The sequence below is a fragment of the Bdellovibrio sp. HAGR004 genome (genome assembly GCF_055397015.1).
In genome coordinates this window covers 1,519,286-1,545,604 of record NZ_AP029176.1, presented here as the reverse complement: position 1 = coordinate 1,545,604, position 26,319 = coordinate 1,519,286, and the positions used below count along the sequence as shown (strand labels likewise).

The following is a 26,319-nucleotide window of genomic DNA, read 5'->3' as shown; positions in this document are numbered from 1 at the left end:
GTTTAGCTGTCATTGCATTGGAGTGAGGCTCGTGATAAGCCCCACTTTGTCCTAAAGATCTCTATAGAGATTCAACCGACTTTGGATCTCTGCCCTTAAGTCCTTTTGAATATGTTTGAATCTATCGTCGACAGAAATCTCCGCCCACAGGGCCTCAACCTGCTGTTGCACCAAGGACACCATAGAAGTCATTGTCCTCACGAAGATATCTTTTCTCTTTGCAAAACCCAGTTCTTCCGCAAGCATCTCGAAGTTCTTCTTCTTCATCTTTACGGGACTACGTTGGCCACCGATTGAAAAAGCGAAATCAGAGGACATGTTTTTATAAATACTTGTGCTTAGCAGGTCATACATCGGAGCTAAGCGAGTTTCACCATCAACGTACAAGAACGACAAATTTTTCGAATGAGAGTCGTTATTTCCAATCAATAGATTGAAGGCCAACCAGCTCAGGGCGGTCTCTAAATCGTTGACCTTATCATCAGAAATACTTTCTATCGCCTTATAGTTTTGAGCAAAGTCCGGACCGCCATCTTCCTCATACTTTTCCGCTGATGGATAACCTTGGGCCTGACACAAATCAAACTGGTGCAGTCTTTCAACCTGCCCTTTATCTATTTTACGGTCATAACGCTCGACCAAGAATAACAAATGCTCCTTACCCACCAACTTAACTGCTGGAACATTCAGTTTGCACAGTTGGGCAAGTCGCATACAAAGGTATTCATTTTGTACCGAATTTAACACGCCTGGAATTCGTGATGGGGGCTTCAAAATATGAGTCGTTGGTCTAGAATCAGTAGGAAGAAAAATCTCATCCCCCTGAACAATCACAGGGATCTTATCCTGCGCCCCAGCCAATGAAAATCTTCCTTTGTGCTTAACAAGACTATGCACATACAAGCTGTCTTTATTTTCGATGACTTGATCAATCTCATCAAAAGAGATCTTTTCCAGATCACCTTTTTCTGCAACATCCGGAGGAACCTCAAAAGGAGTAATTTCAAGCGCACCAGCACAATCAAGCCCATAGTTTTCCAAAAGTTGATAGGGATCTTCGAAGCTCTTTTTAAGAATCTGTTCAAATGTTTTTAGAGTCTCCCCTTCAGGAAGAAGGTTATCAAAATACGACTTGGTAAGGCGATTGTTGAACTGCTCTTCTTGCAAAGGCAAGGCTGGAGATAGCGCGAACCTTTCCTTACTCTCAAGCCAGGTCACCGTGTAAGTAAACCCTAGCGTGTCATCTTCTTTCTTTTGCAGAACTCCGACATGCAGCTTCTTATAAAAGACATTCAAGGGCTTTTTCATTTTCTCTTTACCTTGATGTAGATCTCGATATTGCAAAGCTTTAGTATTTTAAGAAGTGTTGAAAGCTTAATGTCTGACTTTTGATTCTCGAAATTCAAAACAGCATAGCGAGAAAGATCCGCGTACTGACCAAGCTTTTCGCTTGTAATTCCCTGCTCTTTACGTACCTTTCGAACTTCATCCGCGAGTTGAGATGAGCTCGTAATACGCATATATTCCATCTGACCTCCATAAAGTTGCCTGTAGTAAACATTTTATGGCATTTAATGACAAAGTCCATCAAAAGTGGTCTAGAGGCAACTTTTTTAAATGATTAGCCACACCTTCAGCTAAAGATTAGGCGTAGGCCCTACTGCTGTCAGAGTGTGTAAGAGCTCCAGACGCTTAATCCGCATATTCCAGTGGGTCTTTGCCCCACAGATCGACCACCAAAGAACTGCATTTTAAGTCGAACCATTCATTGAACATCTTTAGCGTCCGTTTTTTTGGCCAAAGTTTTTCGTCCATGATCCAACCTGATAACTGAAGTTCGAATAAGAGTTCCCACGAGTGCTCTATATATGTCTCGAAATCGGCATCATCCAGCATTTCTGGAATCAAGTAGCTCGTCGCATCTGCATTCAGCTCTTCAACGGTAGGAGGCGATTCTTTCTCCATGTCCGTTCGATCTGGTAAGGTTTTTGTCCATTCAATATAAGGCTGTTTTAGGTTTATTATCAGAACGGATCTGTTGATGGATGGAAAGTCTATCATTAAAATTCTCCTAAAGAGCGTTCCCACTCGTAAGCGGTTCTACAAATCAGCTCAAGATTATCCCGCTTCGGTGTCCAGTTAAAGGCTTTGCGAACTTTGGAAGAGTCCGCCACCAACGTAGCCGCGTCCCCAGCCCGTCTGGGCTGTTCTTCGACCTTGAAGTCCACCCCGCTGACTTTTTTTACCGTGTTGATCACTTCGCGGACCGAGAATCCATGACCGTAACCGCAGTTGAAGATCTCGGATTTCCCGCCTTCGTTTAGGTACTGCAATGCAAGCACATGCAAGTCTGCCAGGTCTTCCACGTGGATGTAGTCGCGAACACCAGTGCCGTCGGGGGTTGGGTAATCAGTTCCAAAGATGCCAACAGAGGCGCGTTTGCCGCAGGCGGCTTGACTGGCTACTTTGATCAAATGAGTAGCATTGGCGGTGCGTTGACCGTTACGCCCATCTTCAGCTGCACCTGCGACATTGAAGTAACGAAGGCAGACGGAGCGGATGCCGTACGGTTTTTCGCAGTCACGGAGGATCTGTTCGCTCATGAGTTTTGAGGAGCCGTAGGGGTTGAGAGGTGCTGTGGGGGATTTTTCAGTGATAAGGCCATCGGTAGTGGCATCGCCATACACAGCCGCTGTTGAGGAAAACACAATCTTTTGGACCTTGTTTGCCGCACAAGCCTGCACCAAAGACAGGACACCCATCGTGTTGTTTTCATAGTATTCCATCGGCTTTTCAATGGATTCCGGGACGATGAGTTTAGCTGCGAAGTGAACAACAGCTTCAACGGAGTATTTGTTAATAACTTCAGCCAGAGTCGAGCTATTGCGGACATCTCCTTGAATAAACTCTATCCCCGCAGGAATCGCCTCGCGAAAGCCCGTAGTGATGTTATCTAGGATAACAACTTGATGCCCAGCCTTCAAAAGAGCCTGTGCCGTGTGTGAACCGATGTATCCGGCACCGCCGGTGACTAGAACTTTCATAACCAACCTTTTAGACGGGCGATAATACCTCCTTGGGAGGTAACTCGTCGACAATGACGTATGACGCGCCCCGATTAAGCCAATCAAAAAGAAAAAAAAACAGGACTTAGCTCGTTAAGAATTGCTATCGTTCTCTCCAAGTTCTTCGGAGAAGATTTATGGTTTTGGTTTTTGGAAAAAATGGTCAGGTCGCGACAGCCCTATCGCATCACCTCACGGAAACGCCGTTTCTTGGAAGCGACACGGCAAATTTCCTGGAGCCTTTATCCGTGCTAAAGAGCCTTGAGCTCATCAAGCCCAAGATCGTCATCAACGCTAGTGCGTATACTGCAGTAGACAAAGCCGAGTCCGAAAGAGACGCAGCCATGCAGATTAACGGAACCACTCCAGGCCTAATTGCAAATTGGTGCAAAGAAAATGATGCTTACTTGATTCACTACTCAACTGACTATGTGTTCCAAGGCGATGGAGATCATTCCTGGACTGAAGACTCTCCAACAAATCCGATCAATTGGTATGGTACCACAAAGCTTCAGGGTGAAAATGCTATCCGAGAATCTGGGTGTAAAGCATATATCTTCAGAATTTCATGGGTATATAGCCCTTGGGGCAACAACTTCCCGAAAACCATCCTTAGACTGGCAAAAGAGCGCGAGAATCTAAATATCGTAAATGACCAATGGGGCGCACCGACGGACGCTAGAGACGTCGCAAAAGTCACAGCCAATCTTGTTAAGAATCTAACAAAAAACAATGTGTCCGCGGCACCGGGACTTTACCATCTGCGCTTTGAAGATTTTCAAACCTGGTACGACTTTGCGGTAAGAATTATTGAACAAGCTCGGGCAAAGGGCGAAGGTTTAACTCTTAAATCGCTAAATCCGATCAGTAGCGAGCAGTTCCCCACCCCTGCGAAGCGTCCAAAAAATTCACGTTTGGACACCAAGCACCCCAAAAACTTATTCACCTAAACAAGATTGCTCCTTGACAGAATCCATTGCAGCGTTAAGTATTTTCCTTTTTAGAAAACGGGAAATTTATCATGAAGATTTTAGTTACAGGCGCCGCCGGGTTTATTGGCAGCGCCTTTGTTAGACATGCTATTAAGAAGTCCGATCAAGTCGTTATCATTGATAAACTGACTTACGCCGGACACATGGAAAATCTTGAAGGCCTGATTGATGGCACAAACGTCGTTTTCGAGCAAGGTGATATCGCTGACGACAACTTTATTGCATCAGTCTTCAAGAAATATGAATTAGACTGTGTAGCTAACTTTGCAGCAGAGTCTCACGTCGACAACTCCATCCACTCTCCAAGAGAATTCATCGAAACAAACATCATCGGCACGTTCACCCTGCTCGATAACAGTCGCAAATATTGGATGAACCTTTCAGAGGAAAAAAAGAAAAGCTTTAGATACCTGCAAGTATCTACGGATGAAGTTTACGGAACGCTAGGCGATTCTGGAAAATTCCACGAAGAGCTGCCATACCAGCCAAACTCCCCTTACTCTGCATCCAAAGCGAGTGCTGATCACCTAGTGCGAGCTTGGCATCACACTTATGGCTTGCCAACAATTACCACCAATTGCTCTAACAACTATGGCCCTCGCCAATACCCTGAAAAGCTAATTCCGGTTATGATCACCAAAGCCCTTCAGGAAGAAAAGCTTCCAGTCTATGGCAATGGAGGCAATGTTCGCGACTGGATTCATGTGGAAGATCATGCCTCTGGCGTATACCTTGCCCTAACAAGAGGCATCCCAGGGGAAACTTATTGCTTCGGTGGAAATTCAGAAAGACGTAACCTGGACGTAGTTAACGCAATATGCGCACAGCTGGATAAGATATCCCCTCGAGCCAATGGAAAAAGCTACAGCGATCTGATTTCTTTCGTACAAGATCGCGCGGGTCACGACTGGAGATATGCCATTGATGATAGCAAAGCTCAGGCAAAACTTGGATTCGAACGCCAATACCAAAGCTTTGAAGATGGTCTAGCAGCAACAATTGACTGGTATCTAAAGAACACACAGTGGTGCAAACAAGTTCTTAGCAAGAAAGAGGCGCAATAATGAAGGGTATTATCCTTGCGGGCGGCAATGGCACCCGTCTTTTCCCAACTACAAAATGCGTATCAAAACAGCTTTTGCCTGTATACGATAAGCCGACCATCTATTACCCCCTCTCCACCCTAATGCTGGGGGGAATAAAAGATATTCTGATCATCAGCACACCACGCGATATTCCTCTGATCAAAGACCTCTTGGGTGATGGCTCGAATTTTGGTATTCAGCTTCAGTATGCAGTTCAAGAAAAACCTGAAGGGATTTCCCAGGCTTTCCTAATTGGCGAGCATTTCATCAATAACAGTCCAACTTGCCTAATCCTGGGTGACAATCTTTTCTACGGACACAGTATGCCTCAGCAACTATCGAACGCCGCGAAAATTCAAAAAGGTGCCCGAGTTTTTGCTTATCACGTCCATGACCCAGAAAGGTATGGCGTTGTCGAATTTAACTCTGAAGGAAAGGCTCTTAGCATTGAAGAAAAGCCCAAACAGCCGAAATCAAATTGGGCTGTCACTGGACTTTACTTCTACGATGGAACAGTAGTTGAGAAAGCAAAGAGCCTAAAGCCATCCGCACGAGGAGAGCTAGAGATTACAGACCTGAATCGAATGTATCTGGAGGAAGAGTCTTTGTCTGTTGAGAGACTTGGGCGAGGGGTTGCTTGGTTAGATACGGGAACGCCGGAATCCTTGGTTACGTCTTCTATGTTTGTTCAAACTATCGAAGAAAGACAGGGGTTGAAGATTGCTTGTTTGGAGGAAATTGCGTTGATTAAGGGGTTTTACAGCAAGGACGCACTTTCTAAGGTAATTGAAACTTACCCTAAATCTGCTTACAAAGATTACCTAACCAAGGTTGTTGAAGGGAAACTAATGTAATGGAGACTATTGAATTTCCCATTAAGGGCTTAATACTTATTAAGTTAAAGACTTTTCATGACGATCGCGGTTTTTTTACAGAAAGATTCAATTTAAAAAAGTTCAATGACTTAGGCTTACCTACGGAATTTGTTCAAGACAACTTTTCCCGTTCGAAGTACGGTGCTTTGCGCGGCCTCCATTATCAAACAGATCCCGCACAGGGAAAACTTGTTACTTGCCTAGCTGGTGAGATTTTTGACGTTGCTGTAGATATTCGCAAGGATTCTCCAACCTATGGGCAACACGTTTCAGTTACTCTTCGCGGAGATGAACCAAGCTGGCTCTGGATTCCGGAAGGGTTTGCGCATGGATTTTGTGTGACATCAAAAGATGGGGCGGATGTACTGTACAAAGTGAACCAACCATGGAATCAAGGGAGCGAAGGTTGTTTCGCTTGGAACTCACCAAAGCTTAACATTCAATGGCCGATATTGCCGCAATTAGTTAGCTCAAAAGACGCAGACGGTTTAATATTTTCATAGAAGATTGAAATAGAAAATATAGAGGATTTCCCAATGAAACTACAACCTAACTTTGACCTAACTCGGATTACCTCACTATCACAACAGTATCGCAAGGCACTGCCATTTAACTACTGTGTTATAGATAATTTTTTCTCTTACGACTTTGCTAAATCTCTGGAAAATGAGTTCCCGGACTATGAGAATCCCAAGTGGCATGTCTATAAAAATCAGATTGAAGATAAAAAAACTTTGAATAACTGGAATGACTTTGGAATAGAAACTTACAAAGCATTTGGATATTTATGCAGTCCTGATTTTACAGATGCTCTTTCCCAAATGAGCGGAGTAAAGCTATACAGCGACATGGGACTACATGGAGGGGGGTGGCATATACACGCAAGTGGCGGAAATCTAAACCCTCACTTAGACTACTCACTGCACCCTAAAATGAAGCTGCAGAGAAAGATGAACATCATTATTTACCTAAGCGAACCCCTAAAAAAAGAACATGGTGGTCAGTTAAGTTTATATTCTCACGACAATGCAACATCAAGACACGGCAACTTAATTGAGGAAATTGATCCCATTTTTAATCGAGCAGTTATATTTGATACTACACAAAACTCATGGCATGGCATGTCGCAACGCCTCACCTCACCCCAAGGCATTTACAGAAAAAGTCTTGCTGTATACTACTTATGTGATCCTCCAGAAAACGTTGATACTCGCGATCGAGCTTTATTCGCACCAAGATCTGAACAATTAAACGATGAAGAAGTTCTTGAGTTGATCAAAAAAAGAGCCAACTCCTCCACGGCATCAACTGTATATCGCAAATAGGACCAAAAAGACGAAAATTAAAACTTTAATCAATTATCAATACATACTGGAGTCATAAGTTTTTTAAACTCCACTGACTCACGGATTTCAGTTGCAAACTCTATTTTAAGAGGATTATTTTCAACTAGATCTTTTTTAACAAAGGGAAAATATCCGCTCTGAAACAACGGTTTAGAAAATATATGCGTGGGGTTATGTGGCAAAAATAAAAAACTATATCCCCACTTAACTGCCAAAGCACGCCGATGCTTTATATCTACTAAATTGGTCTCTAAATCAAGATAACTAGTAACGGCATTTATTTTCAAACCCATTTCTCTTGCCAAGTTTGAAAACCCAATTTCCATATTACGTATAAGAGCATCTCGACAGCGATAATACACAGGACATAATAAAAACTTATCTAAAAATCCGCTCTTAAGAGCATCGTTCTTAAAAAACAGGAAAAAGGATTGAAGATGATATCCACTTTGGTACGAGTCCGTCAGACCTATCATATCTAACTCACGGCCCCTAAGTGCAGAAAATATATTATCCATACTTGAAAATGGTCCGATAATACTGTCATTAAAAATTATAACTTCTTCATATCTAGAGAATTCATATCCCCATTGTTGGTGAATATGCGCAAAATCTACCCACGATCCAAAATCGGACCCCAAGTTTTCCCGCTCTAAAAACATATCGCAGCCAAGAAACTCTTGAATTACTTTCTGAGATTTACCACTAAAAACAGGATTTATAACAATGACATAAAAGCCGTTCGACTTAATTTCATTAATATATGAAATTAGATATCTAGGCACTTTACCAATTGTTGGCTGAAACACCGCCATAATTGCAATTCTTTTTACATTTTCAGGGACTTTCTCCAGCATCATTTCTGGATAAAAACTATGCCCTCTCTTAGGAACTCTTTGCGCACGACCAAAATCCGAAATGAATCTCAGAACCTGAGTAACCCATGCGCGAACCTTCGGTTGCAACACTCTGGGAATAAAAGCATAGAATAATTTTCTAAATATGTTTTTCATCATGAATAATTTAAATTAAAGGAATATCTATCTCAATGATTAACGTCTGAATAATAAAGAAACTCTCTTCTTTATCTTCCTAAAAGGACTCAATATTTTCCAAAAGAACGACATCTTAATATTTGAAAGCTCAATAGACAGGCGTTCATTTTCCATCTGTAAATTTCTAAAATTGAATTCCATCATTGTATTAATATCATTTGTCTGACGAAGTTGCTCTATTTCCCTTACTCTCATCGGATCAAGAACCCCAGTCATTTTTACATAATCCCTTGATTTAAAGAAATCTCTAACATTTGAATCTGGTTCATTAATGCAATCAAAAAGAACATGCAGTGCAAACTGCGTACTATAATGCTGGGGAGACATATCAAGTATCGCTCTCGCCAACGAATACTTCATATTTCCTCCGCTTTCTTCAAGATACTTGCTTGCCTCTGGAAACACCTTCAACAGATCTTCGACTTTTTTAAATCCAAGAAAATTAAACAGCAACAAATATGTCTCAAAGCATGTTCTAGAGCGCGAATCAGGTCGATTTCCGCTAGTATTGGCCTCGTTATTTTGAATTCTGAATCTAATTAGCTTTTCGGGAAGTATGTGTATTTCGTATTGGAGACACAAACGAATCCACATGTCAAAATCACCCAACTGCCCTAAGCCATAACGATACAAGCCACAGTCGCTATAACACTGCTTCCGGATCATCACGCTAGGGTGACAGAGAGCATTTCCTATATCAAAAAAACGACGTAACCACTGATGTCGCGTCCTATTTTCTTGGTTAAAAATGCTATAGTAAAAGTGTTCTTTGTCTTGAAATTCGCCGCCATCTTCATTGATAATGAACGCGTTCGTGAACACGGCTCCGACATCAGGATTTGCCCGTAAAAAATCAATTTGTTTTTCTAATTTATCCAACTCCCAAATATCATCAGAGTGGTGAATTGCAATAAAATCACCTTGTGCGACCTCTAAAATTGCCTTGTTGATATTATGTATTCCACGCATTTGCTCGCTGTTTCTAAATGCTCTAATTCGTGGATCTTGATACCTGCTGATAATATCCCAGGAGTTATCTGTGGAAGCATCATCCCAAATAATCAATTCAAAATCTTTATAGGTCTGGTTCAGGGTACTTTCAATGGCTTCACTTAAAAAGTCCGCATGATTAAACGAAGTTAGAATCACAGATATGCTAAACACCAGTCACCTCAAGCTATCGGTGGACAATTTTTATACTGAAATATATCTAAAGCATCTCTAGCAACTTCTTCAAAGCGAAGTACATCCTCTTTACTCAAGATATCCAAATACCTTCCAACACTGCTACGTTCAATAGGCATTAAGGTCTTCTGCTTCCACTCCAAGGTCTCCACAGGCTCTAACTTCTGCGACCTATTGGCTAAATAAAAGGATGCCATCTCATTCTGAAATTCAATTCCTAAGAAGTCACATATATTGTGCAACTCTTCGTCAGTTTTATTAACTAGATCCTCATACCTAATCGTCAAAAAAACTGAACTACATTTTTTCAGATCTCGTTCAATCTTCAATACATTATTTCGCCACTGACTTGCTATCTCTTCTATCTTTTGCGGCAACTGAGGAGCATACTGACTTTTATAAGTGCGTCGCCCCATATCAAGATACGAACAAGCAACATCTCTACCATCACGAACAATATGTATGTATTTAGCGCCCGGATACAGTCTGTTTAATTCTTCAATGTGATTTAAATAAAAATTATTCTTATCTCCCCAATAGAGGACCTCTTTAGCTATTTTTTTAGCATACGAATGATATATACAACTCGACAACTCAGAATAAGAAGAAGGCTTATTCTTTGCAATTTGGGTAATAACGTCGCTCTTATTGAGCCCCCAGGTCTCAAATTTTTTCGTTCCGAATAGGTCGTTAACATAACTAAGAACAGCAGAGGAACTATTACTATCAAAAGAGTTCCAATCTCCATATTTATTGCTTAGCCAAACTAAAAAACCGGCTTCCGGCGGAACTACAACATCTCTATGAGATGTTAAAAGCAACCTCAACAAAGTAGTACCTGACCTGGGATTCCCCAAAATAAATATAGGTGAGATCATCTTATCTATCATTTCTTGAGCACCCTTCTCAAAATCTCAGAAATTTCCACGACGCACTCGTATGTTAGTCCAACAAATAGTGGCAACGACAATACACGCATAGCAATTCCTTCCGACACTGGACAAGACTTGCTTTTCCCATTCAACAAAAAATTTAGGGTATTAAGAGATGGATAAAAATAGCGCCTTGCAAAAATATCTTTACTCTGCAAGGCTGCTCGCACTGCCATCATTGCGTCGTTAGACTCAAAAACAACGGGATAATAAGCATAGTTATACTCCAATCCTTCTGAAGCTTTCGGTCTTTGTATATTCAGACCTTCCAAACATTCATCATACCACTCTGAACATGCTCGACGGCTCGCAATGATTGCGTCTACATGCGGCAGAACAGACAACCCCATAGACGCATGCAACTCGGATATTTTTGCATTAATGCCCAGGTCAATATAATTATCTTCTCCGATATGACCAAACTTACTCATTAAAAATAGCCGCTCGGCAATGTCTGGATTTTGGGAAACAATGGCGCCACCTTCGCCTGTATGAAACAGCTTTGTCGCATGAAAACTTAGTGTGCTACAATCACCATAGTTAAGAATTGAGTTACCATTTAATCGAACACCAAAAGCATGAGCAGCATCGTAAATAACTTTTAAGTTATACTTCTCCGCTATTTGTTGGATACGCTCCACATCACATGGATATCCATAGACATGGGTTGCCAAAATTGCTGAGGTCTTTTCAGTAATTGCTTCTTCAATTAAATTAGGATCGATACAAAAAGAATTCGGGTTAATATCGACAAAAATTGGAGTAAGCCCTTCCCACAAAATAGAGTTTGTAGTCGCCACGTAGCTATACGGGGTTGTTATGACTTCCCCTTCAAGACTTAATGCCTTGATAGCCACTTGCAGCGCCAGAGTTCCATTTCCCACAAGCTGAAGGTGCGGCACTCCTAATTTCTTCAAAAGCCGCTCTTCGAGTTCTTTGGTCATCGCACCATTGTTGGTCAATTGCCCTGAATGCCAAATATCTTGCAAATACCTAACGTAAACATCAATTTCCGGAAGAAATGTTTTAGTAACTGGAATCATTATTTATACACCACATAAAGGACACTTGAAGCCTTTAAACCTAACTTGTTAAATAGCTTCCTTCCAAAAAAATCCTTACCCAAAAGTTCGACCCTAAACCCTTGCGCTCTAATTCGCTCAAGATAGCCAAAACGATTGTAAAGACGAACATGATCATTCTGACCAAAGCGTCTCCACCGCTCCTCCTCATCCTTAACCGTCGGATCTTCAATAGTACGAGGTAAATCGGTTATAATTGGCGCCATAAGTATTCCCCCTCCGCCAACTTTAGTAATTCGGTACAACTCTTGGATTGCTGCTGCATCATCATCAACATGTTCCAAAACATGGCTGCATATAAAAAAATCGTAACTATTTTCGCCAAAAGGCAACTTCATCAAATCTACTCGATGAGAGACGTCTTCCATCATCAAGTCAGCTGTTTCATATCTTCCGTACAAAGCTGTCTTCTTTAAGAAAGTAGACAACCCAGCTTCAGGTGCAAAATGAATAAGTGCCTTCCTACTGCAATCTCCATCTTGGCTCTGTTTTGCTCGCAGCCAATATGCATAAAGCCTCTCTCGATCTGAGGCCCCACACTGCTTGCACGAATAGGTTTCAAGAGCAGTCATCTCGCCTTTGCCATAGTGTACATATCCAAACTTTTCTGCATTTTGTCTATAAAAGTCGGGCAAAGGATTAAGACCTTTATTCTTCGACTGACATAATGGGCCGTAGGTTCTGACAAAGAGAGATTCAATTAATTCTTTCAATTTAGAACTCAAGCTAGTCATAATATTTGCACCTGAATCGAGTTATGAACATATGCTCTTGTCCAAATCCGTGCCGCTGCACGTCTGTTCATTTTGAAAACAATTGCATCATCTACTACATCTAAAAACTCTGCTGTTTGATCCACTACAACCGGCGTAGTCAACTGAACTTGAATACTATGGGTGCCTTCATGCAAAGGCAAAGTTGTTTTATACGTAACGATGTAATTTCCATTAGGTTCACAATGCAGCAGCTTCTCACCGATGAGCCTCATTCCCGCGCCTAATATAAGATTTTTTTTATCGTCTTGAATGTAGTAGTTGGCCGATATCTGAGTATCGCAGAAAGACTCGAAGTAAATTTTTATCTGAACCTCCTGATTGAAATCTGCTGCTACAACTGGCTGCCCATCGGTATCAAGCATCTCCACAAAGGTGATTTTCGCGCTCCCGGTGCCATATCGAAAAAGGGCAACCCTTCGCTCGAACTCTACTGATCTTTTAAACTCTACCAACGTATTTTTAGAACCTTCACATTCCCTTGGCTTCATTATTGCATTACCATTAGGTTCAGCTAGCATTGCATTCTGGTGGTTCATCTCCTCTCGCATTACTCGTATATAGAGCTCGGCAATATCTGAAGCTTTTGAAAAACCTTTTACTTCTCCACACTCAAGATAGAGCGCCCGCGAACATAAGCTTTTTATACTTCCAATATCATGACTTACAAAAAGGACTGTTGCTCCCTTTTCCTGGATTCGAGTAAGAGCTGTCATACACTTTGCCTGAAAAGCCATGTCGCCAACTGCCAGTGCCTCATCAACAATCATAATATCAGGCTGGGAAACTATATTTACAGCAAAGGCCAAGCGAACATACATCCCACTAGAATATGTTTTCACTGGTTGATCTATAAAGTCACCGATATCGGCAAAAGAAACTATCTCATCAAATTTCTCATTAACTTCATCTCGACTTAAACCCAATAAGGCACAGCTTAAAAAAACATTCTCCCGCCCCGTAAACTCAGGATTAAATCCAGAACCCAGCTCCAACAAGGCTGCGATGCGCCCATTAGTTTGAACACTACCGCCAGTAGGACTGAGCGTTCCACAAATCAACTGCAATAATGTTGATTTGCCAGATCCGTTTCTTCCCACAATCCCAACGGTTTCACCTTTCTTTACCTCGAAAGAAACGTCCTTCAATGCCCAGAACTCACGATAGTACTGACGAGGACTTCTGCCAAAAACACGTCGAAGTCGTGGAAGCAAAAACTGCTTAAGACGATCCCGCGGGGTTTCATATATCTCAAAACACTTGCTAAGACCTTGGACTTTAATTGCCACATCCTCAGAGGACATCCGCAAACCCCTTCCTCGTTTTCTGAAACCAAGCAAAACCCGCCCAAGCCACTACTCCGGCCAAAAGTGTATAAGCGACCAAAGGCCACATATTCGGAACCTTGCCCCAATATAAAACATCCCGAGTACCTTCAATGACCAATATCAACGGATTAAAATATAAAAATATCTTAGCCTTCTCAGGCATCGCCGACGCAGGATAAAAAATAGGACTCAAAAACATTAGAACCGTAATGACAACCCCAATAATTTGACCGACATCCCTAAGAAATACCCCCAAGGAAGAAAGAACCCAACTTAAACCCATGATTAGTAAAACAAGTGGCAATAATACCAGTGGCAGCAGAAACACCGTTAAATGAGGAATCCCAACAAAAAGCACATACCCCACAAACCAAACACATAAACTAATTATAAAATGATAGAATGACGAAAGTATTCCCACAATCGGCAGTACTTCTAACGGGTAAATAACCTTCTTTACGTAATTTGGATTACTCAAAACCAAATTGGGCGCCCGAGCAATGCACTCTGCAAAAAAATTAAATACTATCAGTCCCGAAAATAAGACCAATGCAAACTCGGCCTTAGACTCACTACCCCCACCCCAGCGAGCATTAAAGACTTCACTAAATACGAAGGTATATACAGCCAACATAAAAAGGGGATTGAAGAAAGACCATAGCAGCCCTAAAACGGAACCTCGATACCGCCCCAGAATTTCTCTTTTTACAGATGCCCGAATTAATTCACGATTTTTCCACAAGCTGGCAATCAAAACCCGTGGACTGACTGAGAAATTTTGCATCCAACAAAGATAACTTTGCGATATTCATTGTCAATCTTTTCCAACGATACGGAAATCACATCCTACAGAAGAACTTTTACGCCCACCAACAGTAACACGGCAGCTAAAGACCTCTTCAACCAAACACTGGACAACTTTGACGCCAGGAGACTTCCTAAGATGACCGCAGGCAATGAACCCACCAATAAGGCAAAGAGCATTTTTCCATCAACCATTCCCGCAAAAAGGTACCCCGCCCCCGCGACCATCGCTAATGGAATCGCATGTACAAGATCTGTAGCGACCAAACGATGTGGGTTCATTCTTAAGGGGTACAGATACATTAGAGCAACACTTCCCAGCGCGCCAGCACCCACTGAAGTTAGTGCCACAAGAAGCCCAAGCACGCCCCCCGCAACAACCGTCAAACCTGGCTGTAACTTTTTAAATTGCTCCGGCTCACGCAATCTAAAGTTGCTTCCAAAGGACATCAAGAGAGGCGAAAACCAAAGCCCTAATGCCGTAATGAGAATGGCCGCCCCAATAGCCTGGGCCAACCAATCCATCCGAGCAATTTTTCCGCCATAACTTACAAGAATTGCTATTGCGATTGCTACAGGAAGACTTCCCATCCACAATCTTTTGGCCACTTGCCAATCAATATTTTCTCGGTTTCGATAGTGAATTCGAACACCAACTACTTTTGTTATCACCGCGAACCACAAATCCGTTGCGATGGCAGTTACTGGCGATACGCCAAAAACCAACAATAGGATCGGCGTCATAAGCGCTCCTCCACCTACTCCTGTCAATCCCACAACAAATCCCGTAAGGGCTCCCGCGACTGAATACGAAACATCAAACATTCAAAAAACCTTTACGCATAGCTACAAAGTGAGGATTCAGAACACTCTCTTTCCCATAGCTCAAAGGGCGCCCGGCCAAATCCACCACGACACCGCCGGCCCCCTCGAGCACAGCCTGCGCAGCAGCCGTGTCCCATTCGCTCGTTGGCGAAAGACGCGGATATATATCCGCCTTCCCTTGGGCGATCCGACAGATCTTTAGCGAACTTCCCGCCTGAATAAGCTCCACAGGGCCTAAACTATCTATATATGCTTTTGTTTCAGCATTTAGATGACTCCTGCTTGCGACAACGCGGCAAACCCCACCATCTCCAGCCATCACAGATATCGACTTCATGCTCATTACATCTTTTCCGAAGAATGCGCCTAACTCTGGACCTCCCCAATACAGCTCACTCAAAGCCGGGGCATACACCACCCCCAAGCAAGGCCGCCCATTCTCAATAAGAGCGATATTAAGCGTAAACTCTCCGCTACGACTCAAAAACTCTTTCGTCCCATCCAAAGGATCGATCAACCAAAACAAATCTTTATTCTGGATTTCCGCCCACGAGCGATCATCCTCCTCCGACGCTAAGGGGCAACCAGGCAATACATCCTGAAGCCCCTCTTTTAGCGCGCGATGCGCAATAAGATCAGCCTCTGTCACCGGGCTACCATCTAACTTACGCTGACCAGAGATTTCATCTTCACTATATATTTCAAGAATCTTGCCCCCAGTCCGCACGGCCAGAGGCAGTAGCCGCATAGCGATATTTTTTAGCTCAATATGTCGCATTTTGACACTTCCTACGTTTTGAAATTAAATAAACACTACAAAACACCAATTCGTCATTGGAAAAAATAAAATGCAGCATATTGCGACAAACAAAGATAATACACTATATGGTCTCGATGCCGGAAAAGTATGGGACACCGAACTTGCTCATACGCATCTCGAGAGCTTAGGCGAATCCGACTCAAAGCGCACAACAGAGCGAAGACTCCATAAGTTAGAAATTCTGCCGCCTTCACTGACGGAAGATACTCTGCAAGACGAATATCAGCATCCAGCTTATAAGCTAATTTTAAAATGGGCTCTAGAGCAGGCACGAAAGCAGCGACGCAGGGTTTTGTTTGCCCAACTTCACTCGCTTCCCACAGGCTGCCCATGCCTTCACGCAAATGACGCCAGAGGGGCGCGATTCTGGGTTCCCATCAAGGAAGCATCGCTTGAGTGCCTTAATGAGGCGCTTACGGCGCTACAACACCATATCGACAAACCCCTTGCAATTTTCCCACATGGAGAACTCACCTCGCTAAGCCGATACCTACCAAATACATCACTTACCCAAGTCTATCCACAGATTTACCCGACTCCTTTGCCAAAAGAGCTTCGCATCAACACTTTAGGAACACGAGAATCCACACTCTCACAACACCTCAAGAAGCTCGAAGCCGAGAGCATTCATATTATTCGTGAGGCTATTGCTGAAGCGCAGAATCCCGCAATGCTATACTCCATCGGCAAAGATAGCGGCGTCATGCTCCACTTAGCACGAAAAGCCTTTTATCCGTCCAAACCGCCATTCCCCCTGCTTCACGTCGACACTCGATGGAAATTCCAAGAAATGTATGCGTTCCGCGATTTTATGGCCCGCGAGAGCGGGATGGATTTGCTGGTATACACCAATCCGGACGCCATCGAAAAAAACATCAATCCCTATGACCATGGATCATCTCTACACACTGACATCACAAAAACGGCGGGGCTAAAACAAGCCCTTGATTACTATAAATTTGATGTCGTTTTTGGAGGCGCCCGTCGCGACGAGGAAAAATCACGCGCTAAGGAGCGGGTTTTCTCATTTCGAACTGCAACACACCGCTGGGATCCAAAAAACCAACGCCCTGAATTGTGGAATCTATACAATACTCGAAAAGGCCCAGGAGAAAGTATCCGCGTTTTTCCTCTTTCAAATTGGACAGAGCTAGATATCTGGCAATATATTTACCAAGAAAACATCCCGGTCGTTCCACTGTACTTCTCCAAACTGCGTCCCGTGGTAGTTCGCCCGGAAATGATCATGCTTGTTGATGATGATCGCTGCAGACTTAATCCCAATGAAGATATTGAACTTCGCAAAATTCGTTTTAGAACCTTGGGCTGCTACCCACTGACCGGAGCTGTAGAGTCCAGCGCAGAAACCATCGAAGACATACTGCTGGAAATAATTCAGGCACGACAGTCCGAAAGACAGGGACGAAAGATCGACACTGATAGCGCAGGCTCCATGGAAAAGAAAAAACAAGAGGGTTACTTTTAATGGAAACTATGACTCTTAACGACTGGCTTACCCAGCAAAGCAAACAAGATCTGCTGCGATTTATAACATGCGGAAGCGTCGACGATGGCAAAAGCACCCTCATAGGAAGACTCTTGTGGGAATCAAAACAGATTTTTGATGATCAGCTTGCTGCGCTAGAATCCGACTCAAAACGACATGGAACACAAGGAGCCGAGATTGATTTTGCCCTTTTGGTCGACGGCCTTACCGCCGAAAGAGAACAAGGAATCACGATTGACGTTGCGTACCGATTCTTCTCAACCCCTAAGCGCAAGTTCATTGTCGCAGATACTCCTGGGCATGAGCAATACACACGTAACATGATTACTGGCGCCTCGACTGCTGATGTTGCTATCATACTTATCGACGCAACCCTTGGGCTGCAAAACCAAACACGGCGACACGCTCGCATTGCCTCCCTTATGGGAATTCGGCAGATTGTTTTAGCGATCAACAAGATGGACTTACGTCATTATGATCGACAGGTTTATGACTCAATCGAAGGTCAATTTCTTGAATTCGCAAAAGAATTGGGTTTTGATGGCATAACGGCAATTCCCCTATCAGCACTGAAGGGTGATAACATTACCACCCGCTCCAGCCAGACATCTTGGTACAGCGGCCCCACTTTGATGGGCTATCTGGAGACAGTTAAAATCAATCAGACGCAAAGCCAACACCTGAGCTTTCCCGTTCAATGGGTCAACAGACCCAACGCAGACTTTAGAGGATTCAGTGGAACCATTGCATCTGGCCAGCTAGCTACCGGGGACAAGCTTCGAGTTGCAGCCTCCGGACAAGTCGCCGAGGTAATCCGCATTGTAACTGCAGATGGCGATATCCCCCAAGCAAACCATGGCCAAGCCGTAACAGTTGTACTAAATAAAGAAATCGACATTTCCAGAGGGGACATTCTAACAAAAGCGGATTCACCGATCGAAATGACTGATCAGTTTGAAGCAACCCTTATCTGGATGCACGAACAGACGGGCCTCACTGGCCGAACTTATGATCTTAAGCTTGCTACGCAGTGGACAAGCGCTTCAATAACAGCAATCAAACACCGCATTGATATCCAAACTGGAGCCGCCCAGGCATGTAAAACCCTCGGTCTTAATGATATTTCTGTTTGTAACCTAGCTTTGAGCAAACCCATTGGTTTTGACACATACAAAGACAATAAAGCACTCGGTAGCTTTATTCTTGTGGATCGATTCAACCAGGCCACCGTAGCTGCAGGCATCATTAATCACACATTGAGACGCGCACAGAATGTTCACCATCAGCCGCTAAGTATTAAAAAATTGGATCGCGAACGACTTAACGGACACAAAGGAAAAGTCATCTGGTTTACCGGGCTATCTGGCTCCGGAAAATCCACACTCGCTAACGCCCTTGAAAAAGAGCTTCATCTCCAAGGGCGGCGTACATATATTTTAGATGGCGACAACATACGCCAGGGCCTCAATAAGGATCTCGGCTTTACTGATGCGGACCGAGTTGAAAATATTCGGCGAGTAGCAGAGGTTGCAAAACTGATGATGGATGCGGGACTAGTTGTAATGACTGCCTTCATCAGTCCATTCCGCGCAGAGAGGGAAATGGCTCGCGACCTCATTGGCGAAGAAAACTTTATCGAGGTTTATGTGAATACTCCTCTTAGCACCTGCGAACAACGTGATCCCAAAGGTTTATATAAAAAAGCCCGCTCCGGACAACTGCCCAATATGACGGGAATAGACAGCCCTTATGAAGCCCCAGAACATCCTCAATTGATAATTAACACCGAGAACAACCTAGATATAAATTCCATCCTAAAAGTTATTTCTGAGCACCTCTAAAACGGTGCTCGCAACGGAGTATATATGAATAAAAATATCAAAATCCGCTATAACACAGAAAAAGATAAAACCGATGCTTCTCTTCCTGCTTGGAGAGTTTTAATTGATGGCGTTGAGCACTTAGCTGAATCAATTCAAGTAGACGTCCCCTGCTGGACAACTAAAGATGAAGTCCAACCGGGCCTTCTCAAATGGCATATTTCATGTGAGGGTGAGGTTGTCTGGAGTGAAAAGAAATGCTTAGTCCAAAGACACTCTGCGGCTATTTAAAACAAAGATAAACAGAATCAGTGAACGAGGGATCTCACCGAGATCCCTCTCTTGCACTATCTTCGCTCTTAATATCCGATCTTTAGGCTTTTACCAAATGCCCTAAAAATTTCTCGAAGTTTTGTATGCTTCGCAGACTCGCCAATCAGGATTTTTATAAAAATCTTCGACAGCACCCACCAATGACCGAGGAACCACTGCGGCGCCATCCAAAAGTAGCTCTTCGTCAACCATATGGAGTTCCTAAAGATATAAAAATACCTCGTGGGAGAATAATTCATCGGCCAAAACACAAATGGCCCAAGCCTAACAGCTACGGGGGCTCCGAGCCTATGATCCGTCTTAACAGAATTTACAACTAGCAGCTTATAGCCCGACTTTTTGACTCTAAAACAATACTCCTGATCAATACAGTCGATAAAGAGTTCATCTAAAAAAAATCCGACTTTTGAAAACACATCTTTTCTATGAAGCGTTCCAGATGTAATAGCAACCAGCCCCTCTTCAGCTGGCCCCTTCTCTCCACGAGCACCATGGTCCCTTGGCGCAAGCAACATTACTTTCTCGAAATCAGCATAAGCATCAGCAGCTCTTACCAAATCAATAAAAAAATTATCTGGGATCAAGGTGTCATGATCAAAGGTCGCGATCCACTCAATAGGGTAATCTAAAACTTTGCGCACGCCCTGATTTAATGCTGTGGCAACACCCAAGTTGGATTCATTATAAATAATCTTCAAATTAGAAAAATCTTGTGTCAACTTAAGGAACTTTTCCGAATGAGCAGAATCAGAAGCATTGTCCACAACAAAGACTATGCCAGCCTGCCGACAAATAGCGGCAACATTCGTGTAGAAATCATCCGGTGGATTATAACTTGTGATAACCGCACCAAACTTCTCAGAGCTGGAAGCCTTATGAAAGTTATTCGACATTTGCAAACACCCGACTCAAAAGATGATTCTGATAAAAATCTTTTTTCACCTGGTAAGAGTATTTGTTCTGAAAAAGGCTCTGCACACTCTCGTAAAAAGTGCCATTTATACTCTTCTCTAAACCTGATATTGCCTGGACAAATGCATCCGCACTATCACAGCAATATATACCCTCTACGCCTTTCCATTCGATACCAACAAGAGACTCTGGAGTCGCCAAAATCCGTTTGCCAAACCTCATCGCATCGAGAACCTTGGTTTTCATTCCACCTTGCACGAAAATCGGACTAACAACTGCGGTCGCATTTACATAAAAGGGACTTAGATCCTCAACCGAACCAAAAATATCAACTTTTTCAGCTCTGGGAAATTCCACTTGATCCATGCCCTGTCCAACAATAACCAGTCGATAAGATAGTGCAGGCATAACCTTCTCAACAAACCACTTAATACCTTGCAGATTTGGACCAAACTTCGATCCGCAAAACAGAAGATACGGTTCACTAATGGGTACATTAGGATAACTGCCTGAAACGTCCACAGTGCTAAGACTAATAGGGACTATATGGTCGGCCCTTCGCCTAAAATGTTGGTTTAAAATCTGGCTGTCTGTCTCCGTAAGACAAATTAGCCTATTGGAATGCTTCACAGCTTCCATCTCGTTATACTTCGCTGCATAAGCCAAAATACGCCTGACCACCCATGGCGCCTGGACGCTTGTCATCTGATAAACAGACTCTATGTTATGAAAATGTGTGAAAACTGCAGTCTTAGGACTTTTCTTTCGAATTGTGCGTGCAAGTCGACCATAAAGCGAATGATCAATAAAGACCATTTCGTATTGCTTCTGTGCAAGCAGTTTTTTAACTCGTCGCTCTGTCCACGGATACATAGAGCCTGCAAACCGCAACATTCCGAAAAAGATTCTTAGCACTTTTTCAAAGGGACTCACCTCTTTCGGCCTAACAGAAAACGTTTCCACATCAGCCAATGCAGACAATATCTCGTAGTTACTTCGTGTTACGACAGCACCACCGTCCTGAAAACTCATGCACTGAGGATCTCTGCCGCAGATAAATAAAATCGCCTTACGTCCGACGCTTCTTGCATCAGTATGATTCTTCTGTTCTTCCATAGCGCCCGAGAACTCCATCAAAAATGGCCTTAAAAACAATTTTGTTTATCTTATATCCACTATTCCCACGGATTGCTCTTTTTCCAGCAATCACAGCTCTGGTTAAAACATGGTATATACAAAATAAATAGTAACCTATCAGAGGGAACCACTTTTTCGCCAACAATATACGGTTTCTAGTGATGTAATAGTACGCAGTAGGGCTGCCTAATCCACCCGAACTTGCAGAAACCTTGTGAAAAGCCGTTACCCTTGAAGTTACAAGGCACTTGTGCCCCAACCTCTTAGCATTCAGGCAAAGATCGACATCCTCGCAGTAAAGAAAATATCTCTCATCAAAAACATATCCATTTTTTGCCAACATGCTTCGTACAAATTCGCCTGGCAAGAACAAAGCACTGCCCTCAATGTAACCTGTGTCCCAGATATCCCTCTTAAAATTAATAGGTAACATATCAAAGCCATATAAAATCTGAGGCCAGCGCTTACCGGCAAAAAGAGTCTGCTCTCTATTTTCAAAGCTTTTAACAATAGGACCAACCAAAGCATCATCATTCGCGATAGAAATATGCTTTAGCTCTCGAATACCCTGAATAGATATTTCTGCATCGTTATTCAGTAGAAAGTATGAACTCACATTAAAATGCGATGCAATTTCTATCGCTCGATTCATCCCGCCAGCAAAGCCTGAGTTCTCAGAGAGCCCCGCCAGGACGACGACTGACTTATTTTGAAGACAATAAGAGCGACTGATGATCCCGCCATTTTTGCCGAAGGCGGTGCTCTCTTCTAGTTTAGGAAAGCGATCTAAAGCTTGTGCTAAAAACTCAAACGATCCGTCATCGGAACCATTATCAACTACTACCACCAAATGCGCCAATTCACAGTCCGATATCAGGCCTTCAAGACAACGCAAGGTCTCCTGCGGCTGCTTCCAGTTAAGTATAAGTATCGCGGACTCGAATATATTCACTGCGAAAGCTTAATGTACCATGTTCATACACGCATTCTATAATGCGACGCATATATCGTTTAAACAATTAATGCTTTTTAGAGACAAAATTATGACTATGCCATTTAAATACTCTAGAGGTCCTGACCTTCCCCCAATAAACCAAGCCACTTGAAAGTTCGTAAAAGCCTGATATAAACGCCCAAAAAACGGGCAGAAGAAGGTTTTTCGATGAAAAAGAGTAAGTTCACAGAAGAGCAGATTATTGAAATCTTGGGTCAGAGAAATGCGGGGAAGTCAGTGGAAGATCTTTGCCGCCAGCACAAGGTGTCAGATGCAACGTTCTATAAGTGGCAAAAGAAGTACGGCTCTATGAGCACGACCGAGGCCAAACGCCTCAAGGAGCTTGAACTAGAAAATGCCCGAATGAAGAAGCTTATTGCAAATCTGTCCTTGGACAACTTGATTCTGAAAGAGGCTCTGGGAAAAAAGTAGGAAGGCCCTCTGAGCGAAAGGTTCTTGCGCGCGCAGCGATTGAGAGCCATGGAATTACGGCACGGCGGGCCTGCAAGATATTTGAAATCAATCGATACACCTGGTGGTATCAGCAGAAGCCTGATCGCAATGCGGATCTTCGAGTGCGCATGAAGGAGCTAGCGGCCCAGCATCCCGCTTACGGTCATCCAATGCTGCACTACCTGGTCCGCAGGGAGAATGAGGCCCCGATCAACAAAAAGAGAACTGAGCGGATTTACAGAGAGGAAAAACTATCATTGCGGATAAAAAAGAAGCGTAAAAAACTTCGTCACTTACGACTGGCACTCCCGCAGGCCGAGGAGGCAGATTCAGTGTGGTCGATGGACTTTGTCCATGATCGCGCAGCAAACAATCAACAACTTAAGTTCCTAACGATGGTTGACCACTGTACGCGTGAGATGCCGGACCTAGTGGTCCGAAGTAGCTTTAAAGGTGTTGATGTGGCAGCGACGTTAGAACGCCTGAGAATGTTTGGCCGAAAGCCACAAACGCTGGTGGTCGATAATGGTCCTGAGTTTCGCTCTAGGAGCCTGCAGCGGTGGGCAACGTTAAATGGGGTCCGATTGCACTTTATTGAACCAGGAAAACCCCAGCAGAACGGATATATTGAATCTTTGAACGGCAAGTTCAGAGCAGAATGTTTGGATAGAAATCTATTCGACAATTTGGACTTGGCAAGGGTTCTGACGCAGAAGTGGAAAACGGAGTACGAGACCTACAGACCGCATTCGAGTCTTAACGGTCTTACACCTTCAGAGTATGCAAAAAGTAAAGGATCAACAAAGCAGGTAAATAGCGAACTCAAAACTGGCTAGGTCTTAGGGGGAAGGTCAGTCCAAACGTGCATCTTGTTCGACACCAGATATTGCCACTCATTGTAGTCTCCTATTTATTCTATTTGGGGCTTTGCAGTTATTTCACCTTTCGTCCAGATTGGGACTTCCTTTCCTACCATCTGCCGCACGCTTTGCAGTTATTCAATCTGACAACTTTTAAGAATGGCCCCTTTCTTGCCGCCATAAACGCCGGGATGCCACCCTTAGCACATTGGGCACAGGGGCTTCTGATTTATGTGACAGGTAGATTTAGCGCGGCCAATTTTATTAACTTTATGGCCTTCATTGTGCTGCTGATTTACGGCTGGAAGAGGCTGAATTTCCAAAAAGAGCGCTTGCTGCTTTTTATCATGCTAACCTTAAGTATTCCTCTGGTTCATATACATGTGACCTCAGGCTATATTGATTTTTGGTCTAACGCTGCGCTTGCGATTGCAGCCCTAGAAACTCTGCTCCTATGTGCTAAATCCAGCCCAAACATATCCCCGAAGCCAACCCTATTCGTAGTAAGCATGTCGATGGCCTTCTTTTCAAAATTTCAAATGTGGCCCCTTTGCCTCGTCATGTCCTTTCTTTATTGGCTGCTCTATTGTAGGAATGCCAACTTCTCTTTGGCAAAAAAAACGGCGTTAAGCTTAACTTTAATTTTTATTCTCGGATCTTGGCCTCTGAGAAATTTGTTAGTTTTTAATAATCCGATGTATCCATTGGCTATTCCAGGACTTACCAAGGTCTTTCCAAACTATAAGTTAGACACCGGACGAATCGAAGGACAAATGCCGCGGAATCTGCTCACTGTTCCACAGCCACTACGTTTTGTTGTTTCTGTCTTTGAGCTGTCGCGACTTAGCTCAGGCAGCTCTATGCCCTGGAACTTAGATCAGTATGCGGAAGGTGGAGAAAAGAATTTACATCACCGCTTAGGCGGCTGGGGCCTTATTACAATGGTAGTTTTAAGCACTCTGGTTTGGCTTTTTTTGCGACGTGAACGCACTGTAGGATTGGTGCTGATAAGCCTTGTTGGCTTAACCAGTTTGACTCCACAGTCACACGAACTTCGGTACTGGCTTTATATCCCTTTAGTACTGGCTTTTCTATCAACACTGAGCTTTTTTGATATGAAGTCAAAACTAGCCAGAACGATATTATTTTCACTGATCTTTGTTAACTTTATATTCGTCACAAGCAAGGTTAGACCCAGATTAAACTTTGCCCCTGCGACTGCATATGTTCCTGAAGAGGCAAAAGTGTTCTGGGAAAATGCGTTGGTCCAAGAAGAGTACAAGTTGTGTAAACTCCCCAATACTATTTTCTTTTCAGGTCCACGGTTTAATGATTTTATTGTAACTGATTGCCATTAAAGATGACATTGTTGGAGACTAAAATGTCAACCCATTCCATTGCTGTTGTAATTCCGAGCTATAAAGTCAAAAGTCACATATTGTCCGTACTAAAAAATATTGGACCAGAAATAGATAAGATTTATGTGGTTGACGACTGCTGTCCTGAAAATAGTGGTGCGCATGTCGCTACACATAGCAAAGACCAGAGAGTTGTTGTCTTAAGAAATGAACAAAATTTAGGTGTGGGCGGTGCCGTTGTGAGAGGCTACCTACAAGCCGCAAATGATGGAATGACCATTGTTGTGAAAGTCGATGGTGATGGACAAATGGATCCTCTGCTTATCCCCGACTTTATTGCACCAATTATCCGGGGTGAAGCTGACTACACAAAAGGCAATAGGTTCTATGACCTCAAACATATTCACAAAATGCCCACCATACGCATTGTAGGCAATGCGATCCTTTCTTTTATGGGTAAGATTTCAACCGGCTATTGGGATATTTTCGACCCCACAAATGGATTCACTGCAATTCATATTGATGCCGTGAAACGAGTGTCCCTGGAAAAGGTAAGTCGTAGATTCTTTTTTGAGACCGATCTGCTATTTCGGTTGTATTTAACTCGCGCGGTGGTTCTTGATATCCCGATGAATGCCGTTTACGGCGACGAAAAAAGCAACTTAAAGATATCGAAGGTCATTATTGAGTTTCTTTTTAAACACATGCGTAACTTTTTAAAAAGAGTTGGATATTCTTACTATCTCAGAGGAATGTCACTTGCTTCCCTTGAGTGTTC

The 26,319-nt window shown here is 43.2% G+C and carries 27 protein-coding genes and 1 pseudogene; 12 read left to right on the top strand and 16 right to left on the bottom strand.

Annotation, left to right across the window (positions count from 1 at the left end; translation table 11 throughout):
* Nucleotides 1-51: 51 nt before the first annotated feature.
* The 4 genes from ACZ5ZV_RS07695 to galE form a co-directional block, all read right to left on the bottom strand.
* Nucleotides 52-1,308 (bottom strand): HipA domain-containing protein, encoded by a 1,257-nt coding sequence (locus ACZ5ZV_RS07695; protein ID WP_464120834.1) that lies wholly within the window; start codon nucleotides 1,306-1,308, stop codon nucleotides 52-54.
* The gene (locus tag ACZ5ZV_RS07690) at nucleotides 1,305-1,529 is read right to left on the bottom strand and encodes a helix-turn-helix domain-containing protein (protein ID WP_464120833.1); all 225 of its coding nucleotides are present in this window, start codon (nucleotides 1,527-1,529) and stop codon (nucleotides 1,305-1,307) included. Before ACZ5ZV_RS07690 ends, ACZ5ZV_RS07695 begins: the two co-directional genes overlap by 4 nt.
* A gap of 163 nt (nucleotides 1,530-1,692) precedes the next feature.
* Nucleotides 1,693-2,061: a hypothetical protein gene (locus tag ACZ5ZV_RS07685; protein ID WP_464120832.1), complete on the bottom strand. Its 369-nt coding sequence runs from the start codon at nucleotides 2,059-2,061 to the stop codon at nucleotides 1,693-1,695.
* Nucleotides 2,061-3,044 (bottom strand): UDP-glucose 4-epimerase GalE, encoded by a 984-nt coding sequence (gene galE, locus ACZ5ZV_RS07680; RefSeq protein ID WP_464120831.1) that lies wholly within the window; start codon nucleotides 3,042-3,044, stop codon nucleotides 2,061-2,063. Before galE ends, ACZ5ZV_RS07685 begins: the two co-directional genes overlap by 1 nt.
* Nucleotides 3,045-3,208: 164 nt before the next feature.
* Between galE and rfbD the strand changes: the two genes are divergently transcribed.
* The 5 genes from rfbD to ACZ5ZV_RS07655 all read left to right on the top strand — a co-directional run bounded on the left by rfbD (nucleotide 3,209) and on the right by ACZ5ZV_RS07655 (nucleotide 7,342).
* Entirely contained in the window at nucleotides 3,209-4,015 is an 807-nt protein-coding gene (rfbD, locus tag ACZ5ZV_RS07675; protein ID WP_464120830.1) for a dTDP-4-dehydrorhamnose reductase, read from the top strand.
* A 71-nt stretch (nucleotides 4,016-4,086) separates the two neighbouring features.
* A complete protein-coding gene (rfbB, locus tag ACZ5ZV_RS07670) occupies nucleotides 4,087-5,121 on the top strand; it encodes a dTDP-glucose 4,6-dehydratase (protein WP_464120829.1) in 1,035 nt (344 codons plus the stop codon).
* A complete protein-coding gene (gene rfbA / locus ACZ5ZV_RS07665; protein ID WP_464120828.1) occupies nucleotides 5,121-5,996 on the top strand; it encodes a glucose-1-phosphate thymidylyltransferase RfbA in 876 nt (291 codons plus the stop codon). The genes rfbB and rfbA overlap by 1 nt, the downstream gene beginning before the upstream one ends.
* Nucleotides 5,996-6,520 (top strand): dTDP-4-dehydrorhamnose 3,5-epimerase, encoded by a 525-nt coding sequence (gene rfbC, locus ACZ5ZV_RS07660; protein WP_464120827.1) that lies wholly within the window; start codon nucleotides 5,996-5,998, stop codon nucleotides 6,518-6,520. The genes rfbA and rfbC overlap by 1 nt, the downstream gene beginning before the upstream one ends.
* Before the next feature lie 33 nt (nucleotides 6,521-6,553).
* The gene (locus ACZ5ZV_RS07655; RefSeq protein WP_464120826.1) at nucleotides 6,554-7,342 is read left to right on the top strand and encodes a 2OG-Fe(II) oxygenase; all 789 of its coding nucleotides are present in this window, start codon (nucleotides 6,554-6,556) and stop codon (nucleotides 7,340-7,342) included.
* Between the two features lie 29 nt (nucleotides 7,343-7,371).
* On the opposite strand, the gene ACZ5ZV_RS07650 is transcribed toward ACZ5ZV_RS07655, so the two are convergent.
* The 9 genes from ACZ5ZV_RS07650 to cysQ form a co-directional block, all read right to left on the bottom strand.
* The gene (locus ACZ5ZV_RS07650) at nucleotides 7,372-8,379 is read right to left on the bottom strand and encodes a rhamnan synthesis F family protein (RefSeq protein WP_464120825.1); all 1,008 of its coding nucleotides are present in this window, start codon (nucleotides 8,377-8,379) and stop codon (nucleotides 7,372-7,374) included.
* Nucleotides 8,380-8,415: 36 nt separating this feature from the next.
* Entirely contained in the window at nucleotides 8,416-9,582 is a 1,167-nt protein-coding gene (locus ACZ5ZV_RS07645) for a glycosyltransferase (protein WP_464120824.1), read from the bottom strand.
* 8 nt (nucleotides 9,583-9,590) lie between these two features.
* Complete coding sequence (locus ACZ5ZV_RS07640) at nucleotides 9,591-10,493, bottom strand: sulfotransferase family protein (protein ID WP_464120823.1); 903 nt, start codon at nucleotides 10,491-10,493, stop codon at nucleotides 9,591-9,593.
* Nucleotides 10,490-11,578 (bottom strand): DegT/DnrJ/EryC1/StrS family aminotransferase, encoded by a 1,089-nt coding sequence (locus ACZ5ZV_RS07635; protein WP_464120822.1) that lies wholly within the window; start codon nucleotides 11,576-11,578, stop codon nucleotides 10,490-10,492. The genes ACZ5ZV_RS07640 and ACZ5ZV_RS07635 overlap by 4 nt, the downstream gene beginning before the upstream one ends.
* A complete protein-coding gene (locus ACZ5ZV_RS07630) occupies nucleotides 11,578-12,330 on the bottom strand; it encodes a class I SAM-dependent methyltransferase (protein WP_464120821.1) in 753 nt (250 codons plus the stop codon). The genes ACZ5ZV_RS07635 and ACZ5ZV_RS07630 overlap by 1 nt, the downstream gene beginning before the upstream one ends.
* Nucleotides 12,331-12,347: 17 nt before the next feature.
* A complete protein-coding gene (locus ACZ5ZV_RS07625; RefSeq protein ID WP_464120820.1) occupies nucleotides 12,348-13,694 on the bottom strand; it encodes an ABC transporter ATP-binding protein in 1,347 nt (448 codons plus the stop codon).
* Nucleotides 13,684-14,502, bottom strand: a complete 819-nt coding sequence (locus tag ACZ5ZV_RS07620) for an ABC transporter permease (RefSeq protein WP_464120819.1) — start codon at nucleotides 14,500-14,502, stop codon at nucleotides 13,684-13,686. The genes ACZ5ZV_RS07625 and ACZ5ZV_RS07620 overlap by 11 nt, the downstream gene beginning before the upstream one ends.
* A gap of 62 nt (nucleotides 14,503-14,564) precedes the next feature.
* Complete coding sequence (locus ACZ5ZV_RS07615; RefSeq protein WP_464120818.1) at nucleotides 14,565-15,347, bottom strand: sulfite exporter TauE/SafE family protein; 783 nt, start codon at nucleotides 15,345-15,347, stop codon at nucleotides 14,565-14,567.
* On the bottom strand, nucleotides 15,340-16,125 hold the full coding sequence (cysQ, locus tag ACZ5ZV_RS07610; RefSeq protein WP_464120817.1) for a 3'(2'),5'-bisphosphate nucleotidase CysQ: 786 nt from the start codon (nucleotides 16,123-16,125) through the stop codon (nucleotides 15,340-15,342). Before cysQ ends, ACZ5ZV_RS07615 begins: the two co-directional genes overlap by 8 nt.
* A 70-nt stretch (nucleotides 16,126-16,195) precedes the next feature.
* On the opposite strand from cysQ, the gene cysD reads away from it, so the two are divergent.
* The 3 genes from cysD to ACZ5ZV_RS07595 are packed head-to-tail and all read left to right on the top strand — an operon-like array spanning nucleotide 16,196 to nucleotide 19,785.
* Complete coding sequence (gene cysD, locus ACZ5ZV_RS07605) at nucleotides 16,196-17,653, top strand: sulfate adenylyltransferase subunit CysD (protein ID WP_464120816.1); 1,458 nt, start codon at nucleotides 16,196-16,198, stop codon at nucleotides 17,651-17,653.
* Nucleotides 17,653-19,515 (top strand): sulfate adenylyltransferase subunit CysN, encoded by a 1,863-nt coding sequence (cysN, locus tag ACZ5ZV_RS07600; protein WP_464120815.1) that lies wholly within the window; start codon nucleotides 17,653-17,655, stop codon nucleotides 19,513-19,515. The genes cysD and cysN overlap by 1 nt, the downstream gene beginning before the upstream one ends.
* Before the next feature lie 24 nt (nucleotides 19,516-19,539).
* The gene (locus ACZ5ZV_RS07595) at nucleotides 19,540-19,785 is read left to right on the top strand and encodes a hypothetical protein (RefSeq protein ID WP_464120814.1); all 246 of its coding nucleotides are present in this window, start codon (nucleotides 19,540-19,542) and stop codon (nucleotides 19,783-19,785) included.
* 68 nt (nucleotides 19,786-19,853) lie between these two features.
* Here ACZ5ZV_RS07595 and ACZ5ZV_RS07590 read toward each other — a convergent pair whose 3' ends face one another.
* From ACZ5ZV_RS07590 to ACZ5ZV_RS07580, 3 genes are read right to left on the bottom strand one after another with little or no spacing between them, the layout of a single operon-like run.
* On the bottom strand, nucleotides 19,854-20,720 hold the full coding sequence (locus ACZ5ZV_RS07590; protein ID WP_464120813.1) for a glycosyltransferase: 867 nt from the start codon (nucleotides 20,718-20,720) through the stop codon (nucleotides 19,854-19,856).
* The gene (locus ACZ5ZV_RS07585) at nucleotides 20,710-21,855 is read right to left on the bottom strand and encodes a glycosyltransferase (RefSeq protein ID WP_464120812.1); all 1,146 of its coding nucleotides are present in this window, start codon (nucleotides 21,853-21,855) and stop codon (nucleotides 20,710-20,712) included. The genes ACZ5ZV_RS07590 and ACZ5ZV_RS07585 overlap by 11 nt, the downstream gene beginning before the upstream one ends.
* Entirely contained in the window at nucleotides 21,830-22,735 is a 906-nt protein-coding gene (locus ACZ5ZV_RS07580; protein ID WP_464120811.1) for a glycosyltransferase family 2 protein, read from the bottom strand. The genes ACZ5ZV_RS07585 and ACZ5ZV_RS07580 overlap by 26 nt, the downstream gene beginning before the upstream one ends.
* A gap of 303 nt (nucleotides 22,736-23,038) precedes the next feature.
* On the opposite strand from ACZ5ZV_RS07580, the gene tnpA reads away from it, so the two are divergent.
* The 4 genes and pseudogenes from tnpA to ACZ5ZV_RS07560 form a co-directional block, all read left to right on the top strand.
* Nucleotides 23,039-23,302 carry an IS66 family insertion sequence element accessory protein TnpA gene (gene tnpA, locus ACZ5ZV_RS07575; protein ID WP_464119616.1) on the top strand — a complete coding sequence of 88 codons (264 nt, stop codon included), beginning with the start codon at nucleotides 23,039-23,041 and terminating at the stop codon, nucleotides 23,300-23,302.
* A gap of 38 nt (nucleotides 23,303-23,340) precedes the next feature.
* The gene (locus ACZ5ZV_RS07570; protein ID WP_464121378.1) at nucleotides 23,341-24,159 is read left to right on the top strand and encodes an IS3 family transposase; all 819 of its coding nucleotides are present in this window, start codon (nucleotides 23,341-23,343) and stop codon (nucleotides 24,157-24,159) included.
* A gap of 50 nt (nucleotides 24,160-24,209) precedes the next feature.
* Nucleotides 24,210-25,541, top strand: coding sequence for a hypothetical protein (locus tag ACZ5ZV_RS07565; RefSeq protein ID WP_464120810.1), 1,332 nt, complete (start codon nucleotides 24,210-24,212; stop codon nucleotides 25,539-25,541).
* A 23-nt stretch (nucleotides 25,542-25,564) separates the two neighbouring features.
* Nucleotides 25,565-26,314: pseudogene (locus tag ACZ5ZV_RS07560) on the top strand (glycosyltransferase family 2 protein); the annotation flags it as partial.
* Nucleotides 26,315-26,319: the final 5 nt, after the last annotated feature.

What these genes read in the sequence shown, in the direction of transcription:
- ACZ5ZV_RS07695 (WP_464120834.1), bottom strand. Translation starts at nt 1,308, where the DNA reads ATGAAAAAGCCCTTGAATGTCTTTTATAAGAAGCTGCATGTCGGAGTT.
- ACZ5ZV_RS07690 (WP_464120833.1), bottom strand. Translation starts at nt 1,529, where the DNA reads ATGGAATATATGCGTATTACGAGCTCATCTCAACTCGCGGATGAAGTT.
- ACZ5ZV_RS07685 (WP_464120832.1), bottom strand. Translation starts at nt 2,061, where the DNA reads ATGATAGACTTTCCATCCATCAACAGATCCGTTCTGATAATAAACCTA.
- galE (WP_464120831.1), bottom strand. Translation starts at nt 3,044, where the DNA reads ATGAAAGTTCTAGTCACCGGCGGTGCCGGATACATCGGTTCACACACG.
- rfbB (WP_464120829.1), top strand. Translation starts at nt 4,087, where the DNA reads ATGAAGATTTTAGTTACAGGCGCCGCCGGGTTTATTGGCAGCGCCTTT.
- rfbA (WP_464120828.1), top strand. Translation starts at nt 5,121, where the DNA reads ATGAAGGGTATTATCCTTGCGGGCGGCAATGGCACCCGTCTTTTCCCA.
- rfbC (WP_464120827.1), top strand. Translation starts at nt 5,996, where the DNA reads ATGGAGACTATTGAATTTCCCATTAAGGGCTTAATACTTATTAAGTTA.
- ACZ5ZV_RS07655 (WP_464120826.1), top strand. Translation starts at nt 6,554, where the DNA reads ATGAAACTACAACCTAACTTTGACCTAACTCGGATTACCTCACTATCA.
- ACZ5ZV_RS07650 (WP_464120825.1), bottom strand. Translation starts at nt 8,379, where the DNA reads ATGATGAAAAACATATTTAGAAAATTATTCTATGCTTTTATTCCCAGA.
- ACZ5ZV_RS07640 (WP_464120823.1), bottom strand. Translation starts at nt 10,493, where the DNA reads ATGATAGATAAGATGATCTCACCTATATTTATTTTGGGGAATCCCAGG.
- ACZ5ZV_RS07635 (WP_464120822.1), bottom strand. Translation starts at nt 11,578, where the DNA reads ATGATTCCAGTTACTAAAACATTTCTTCCGGAAATTGATGTTTACGTT.
- ACZ5ZV_RS07625 (WP_464120820.1), bottom strand. Translation starts at nt 13,694, where the DNA reads ATGTCCTCTGAGGATGTGGCAATTAAAGTCCAAGGTCTTAGCAAGTGT.
- ACZ5ZV_RS07620 (WP_464120819.1), bottom strand. Translation starts at nt 14,502, where the DNA reads ATGCAAAATTTCTCAGTCAGTCCACGGGTTTTGATTGCCAGCTTGTGG.
- ACZ5ZV_RS07615 (WP_464120818.1), bottom strand. Translation starts at nt 15,347, where the DNA reads ATGTTTGATGTTTCGTATTCAGTCGCGGGAGCCCTTACGGGATTTGTT.
- cysQ (WP_464120817.1), bottom strand. Translation starts at nt 16,125, where the DNA reads ATGCGACATATTGAGCTAAAAAATATCGCTATGCGGCTACTGCCTCTG.
- cysD (WP_464120816.1), top strand. Translation starts at nt 16,196, where the DNA reads ATGCAGCATATTGCGACAAACAAAGATAATACACTATATGGTCTCGAT.
- cysN (WP_464120815.1), top strand. Translation starts at nt 17,653, where the DNA reads ATGGAAACTATGACTCTTAACGACTGGCTTACCCAGCAAAGCAAACAA.
- ACZ5ZV_RS07595 (WP_464120814.1), top strand. Translation starts at nt 19,540, where the DNA reads ATGAATAAAAATATCAAAATCCGCTATAACACAGAAAAAGATAAAACC.
- ACZ5ZV_RS07590 (WP_464120813.1), bottom strand. Translation starts at nt 20,720, where the DNA reads ATGTCGAATAACTTTCATAAGGCTTCCAGCTCTGAGAAGTTTGGTGCG.
- ACZ5ZV_RS07585 (WP_464120812.1), bottom strand. Translation starts at nt 21,855, where the DNA reads ATGGAAGAACAGAAGAATCATACTGATGCAAGAAGCGTCGGACGTAAG.
- tnpA (WP_464119616.1), top strand. Translation starts at nt 23,039, where the DNA reads ATGAAAAAGAGTAAGTTCACAGAAGAGCAGATTATTGAAATCTTGGGT.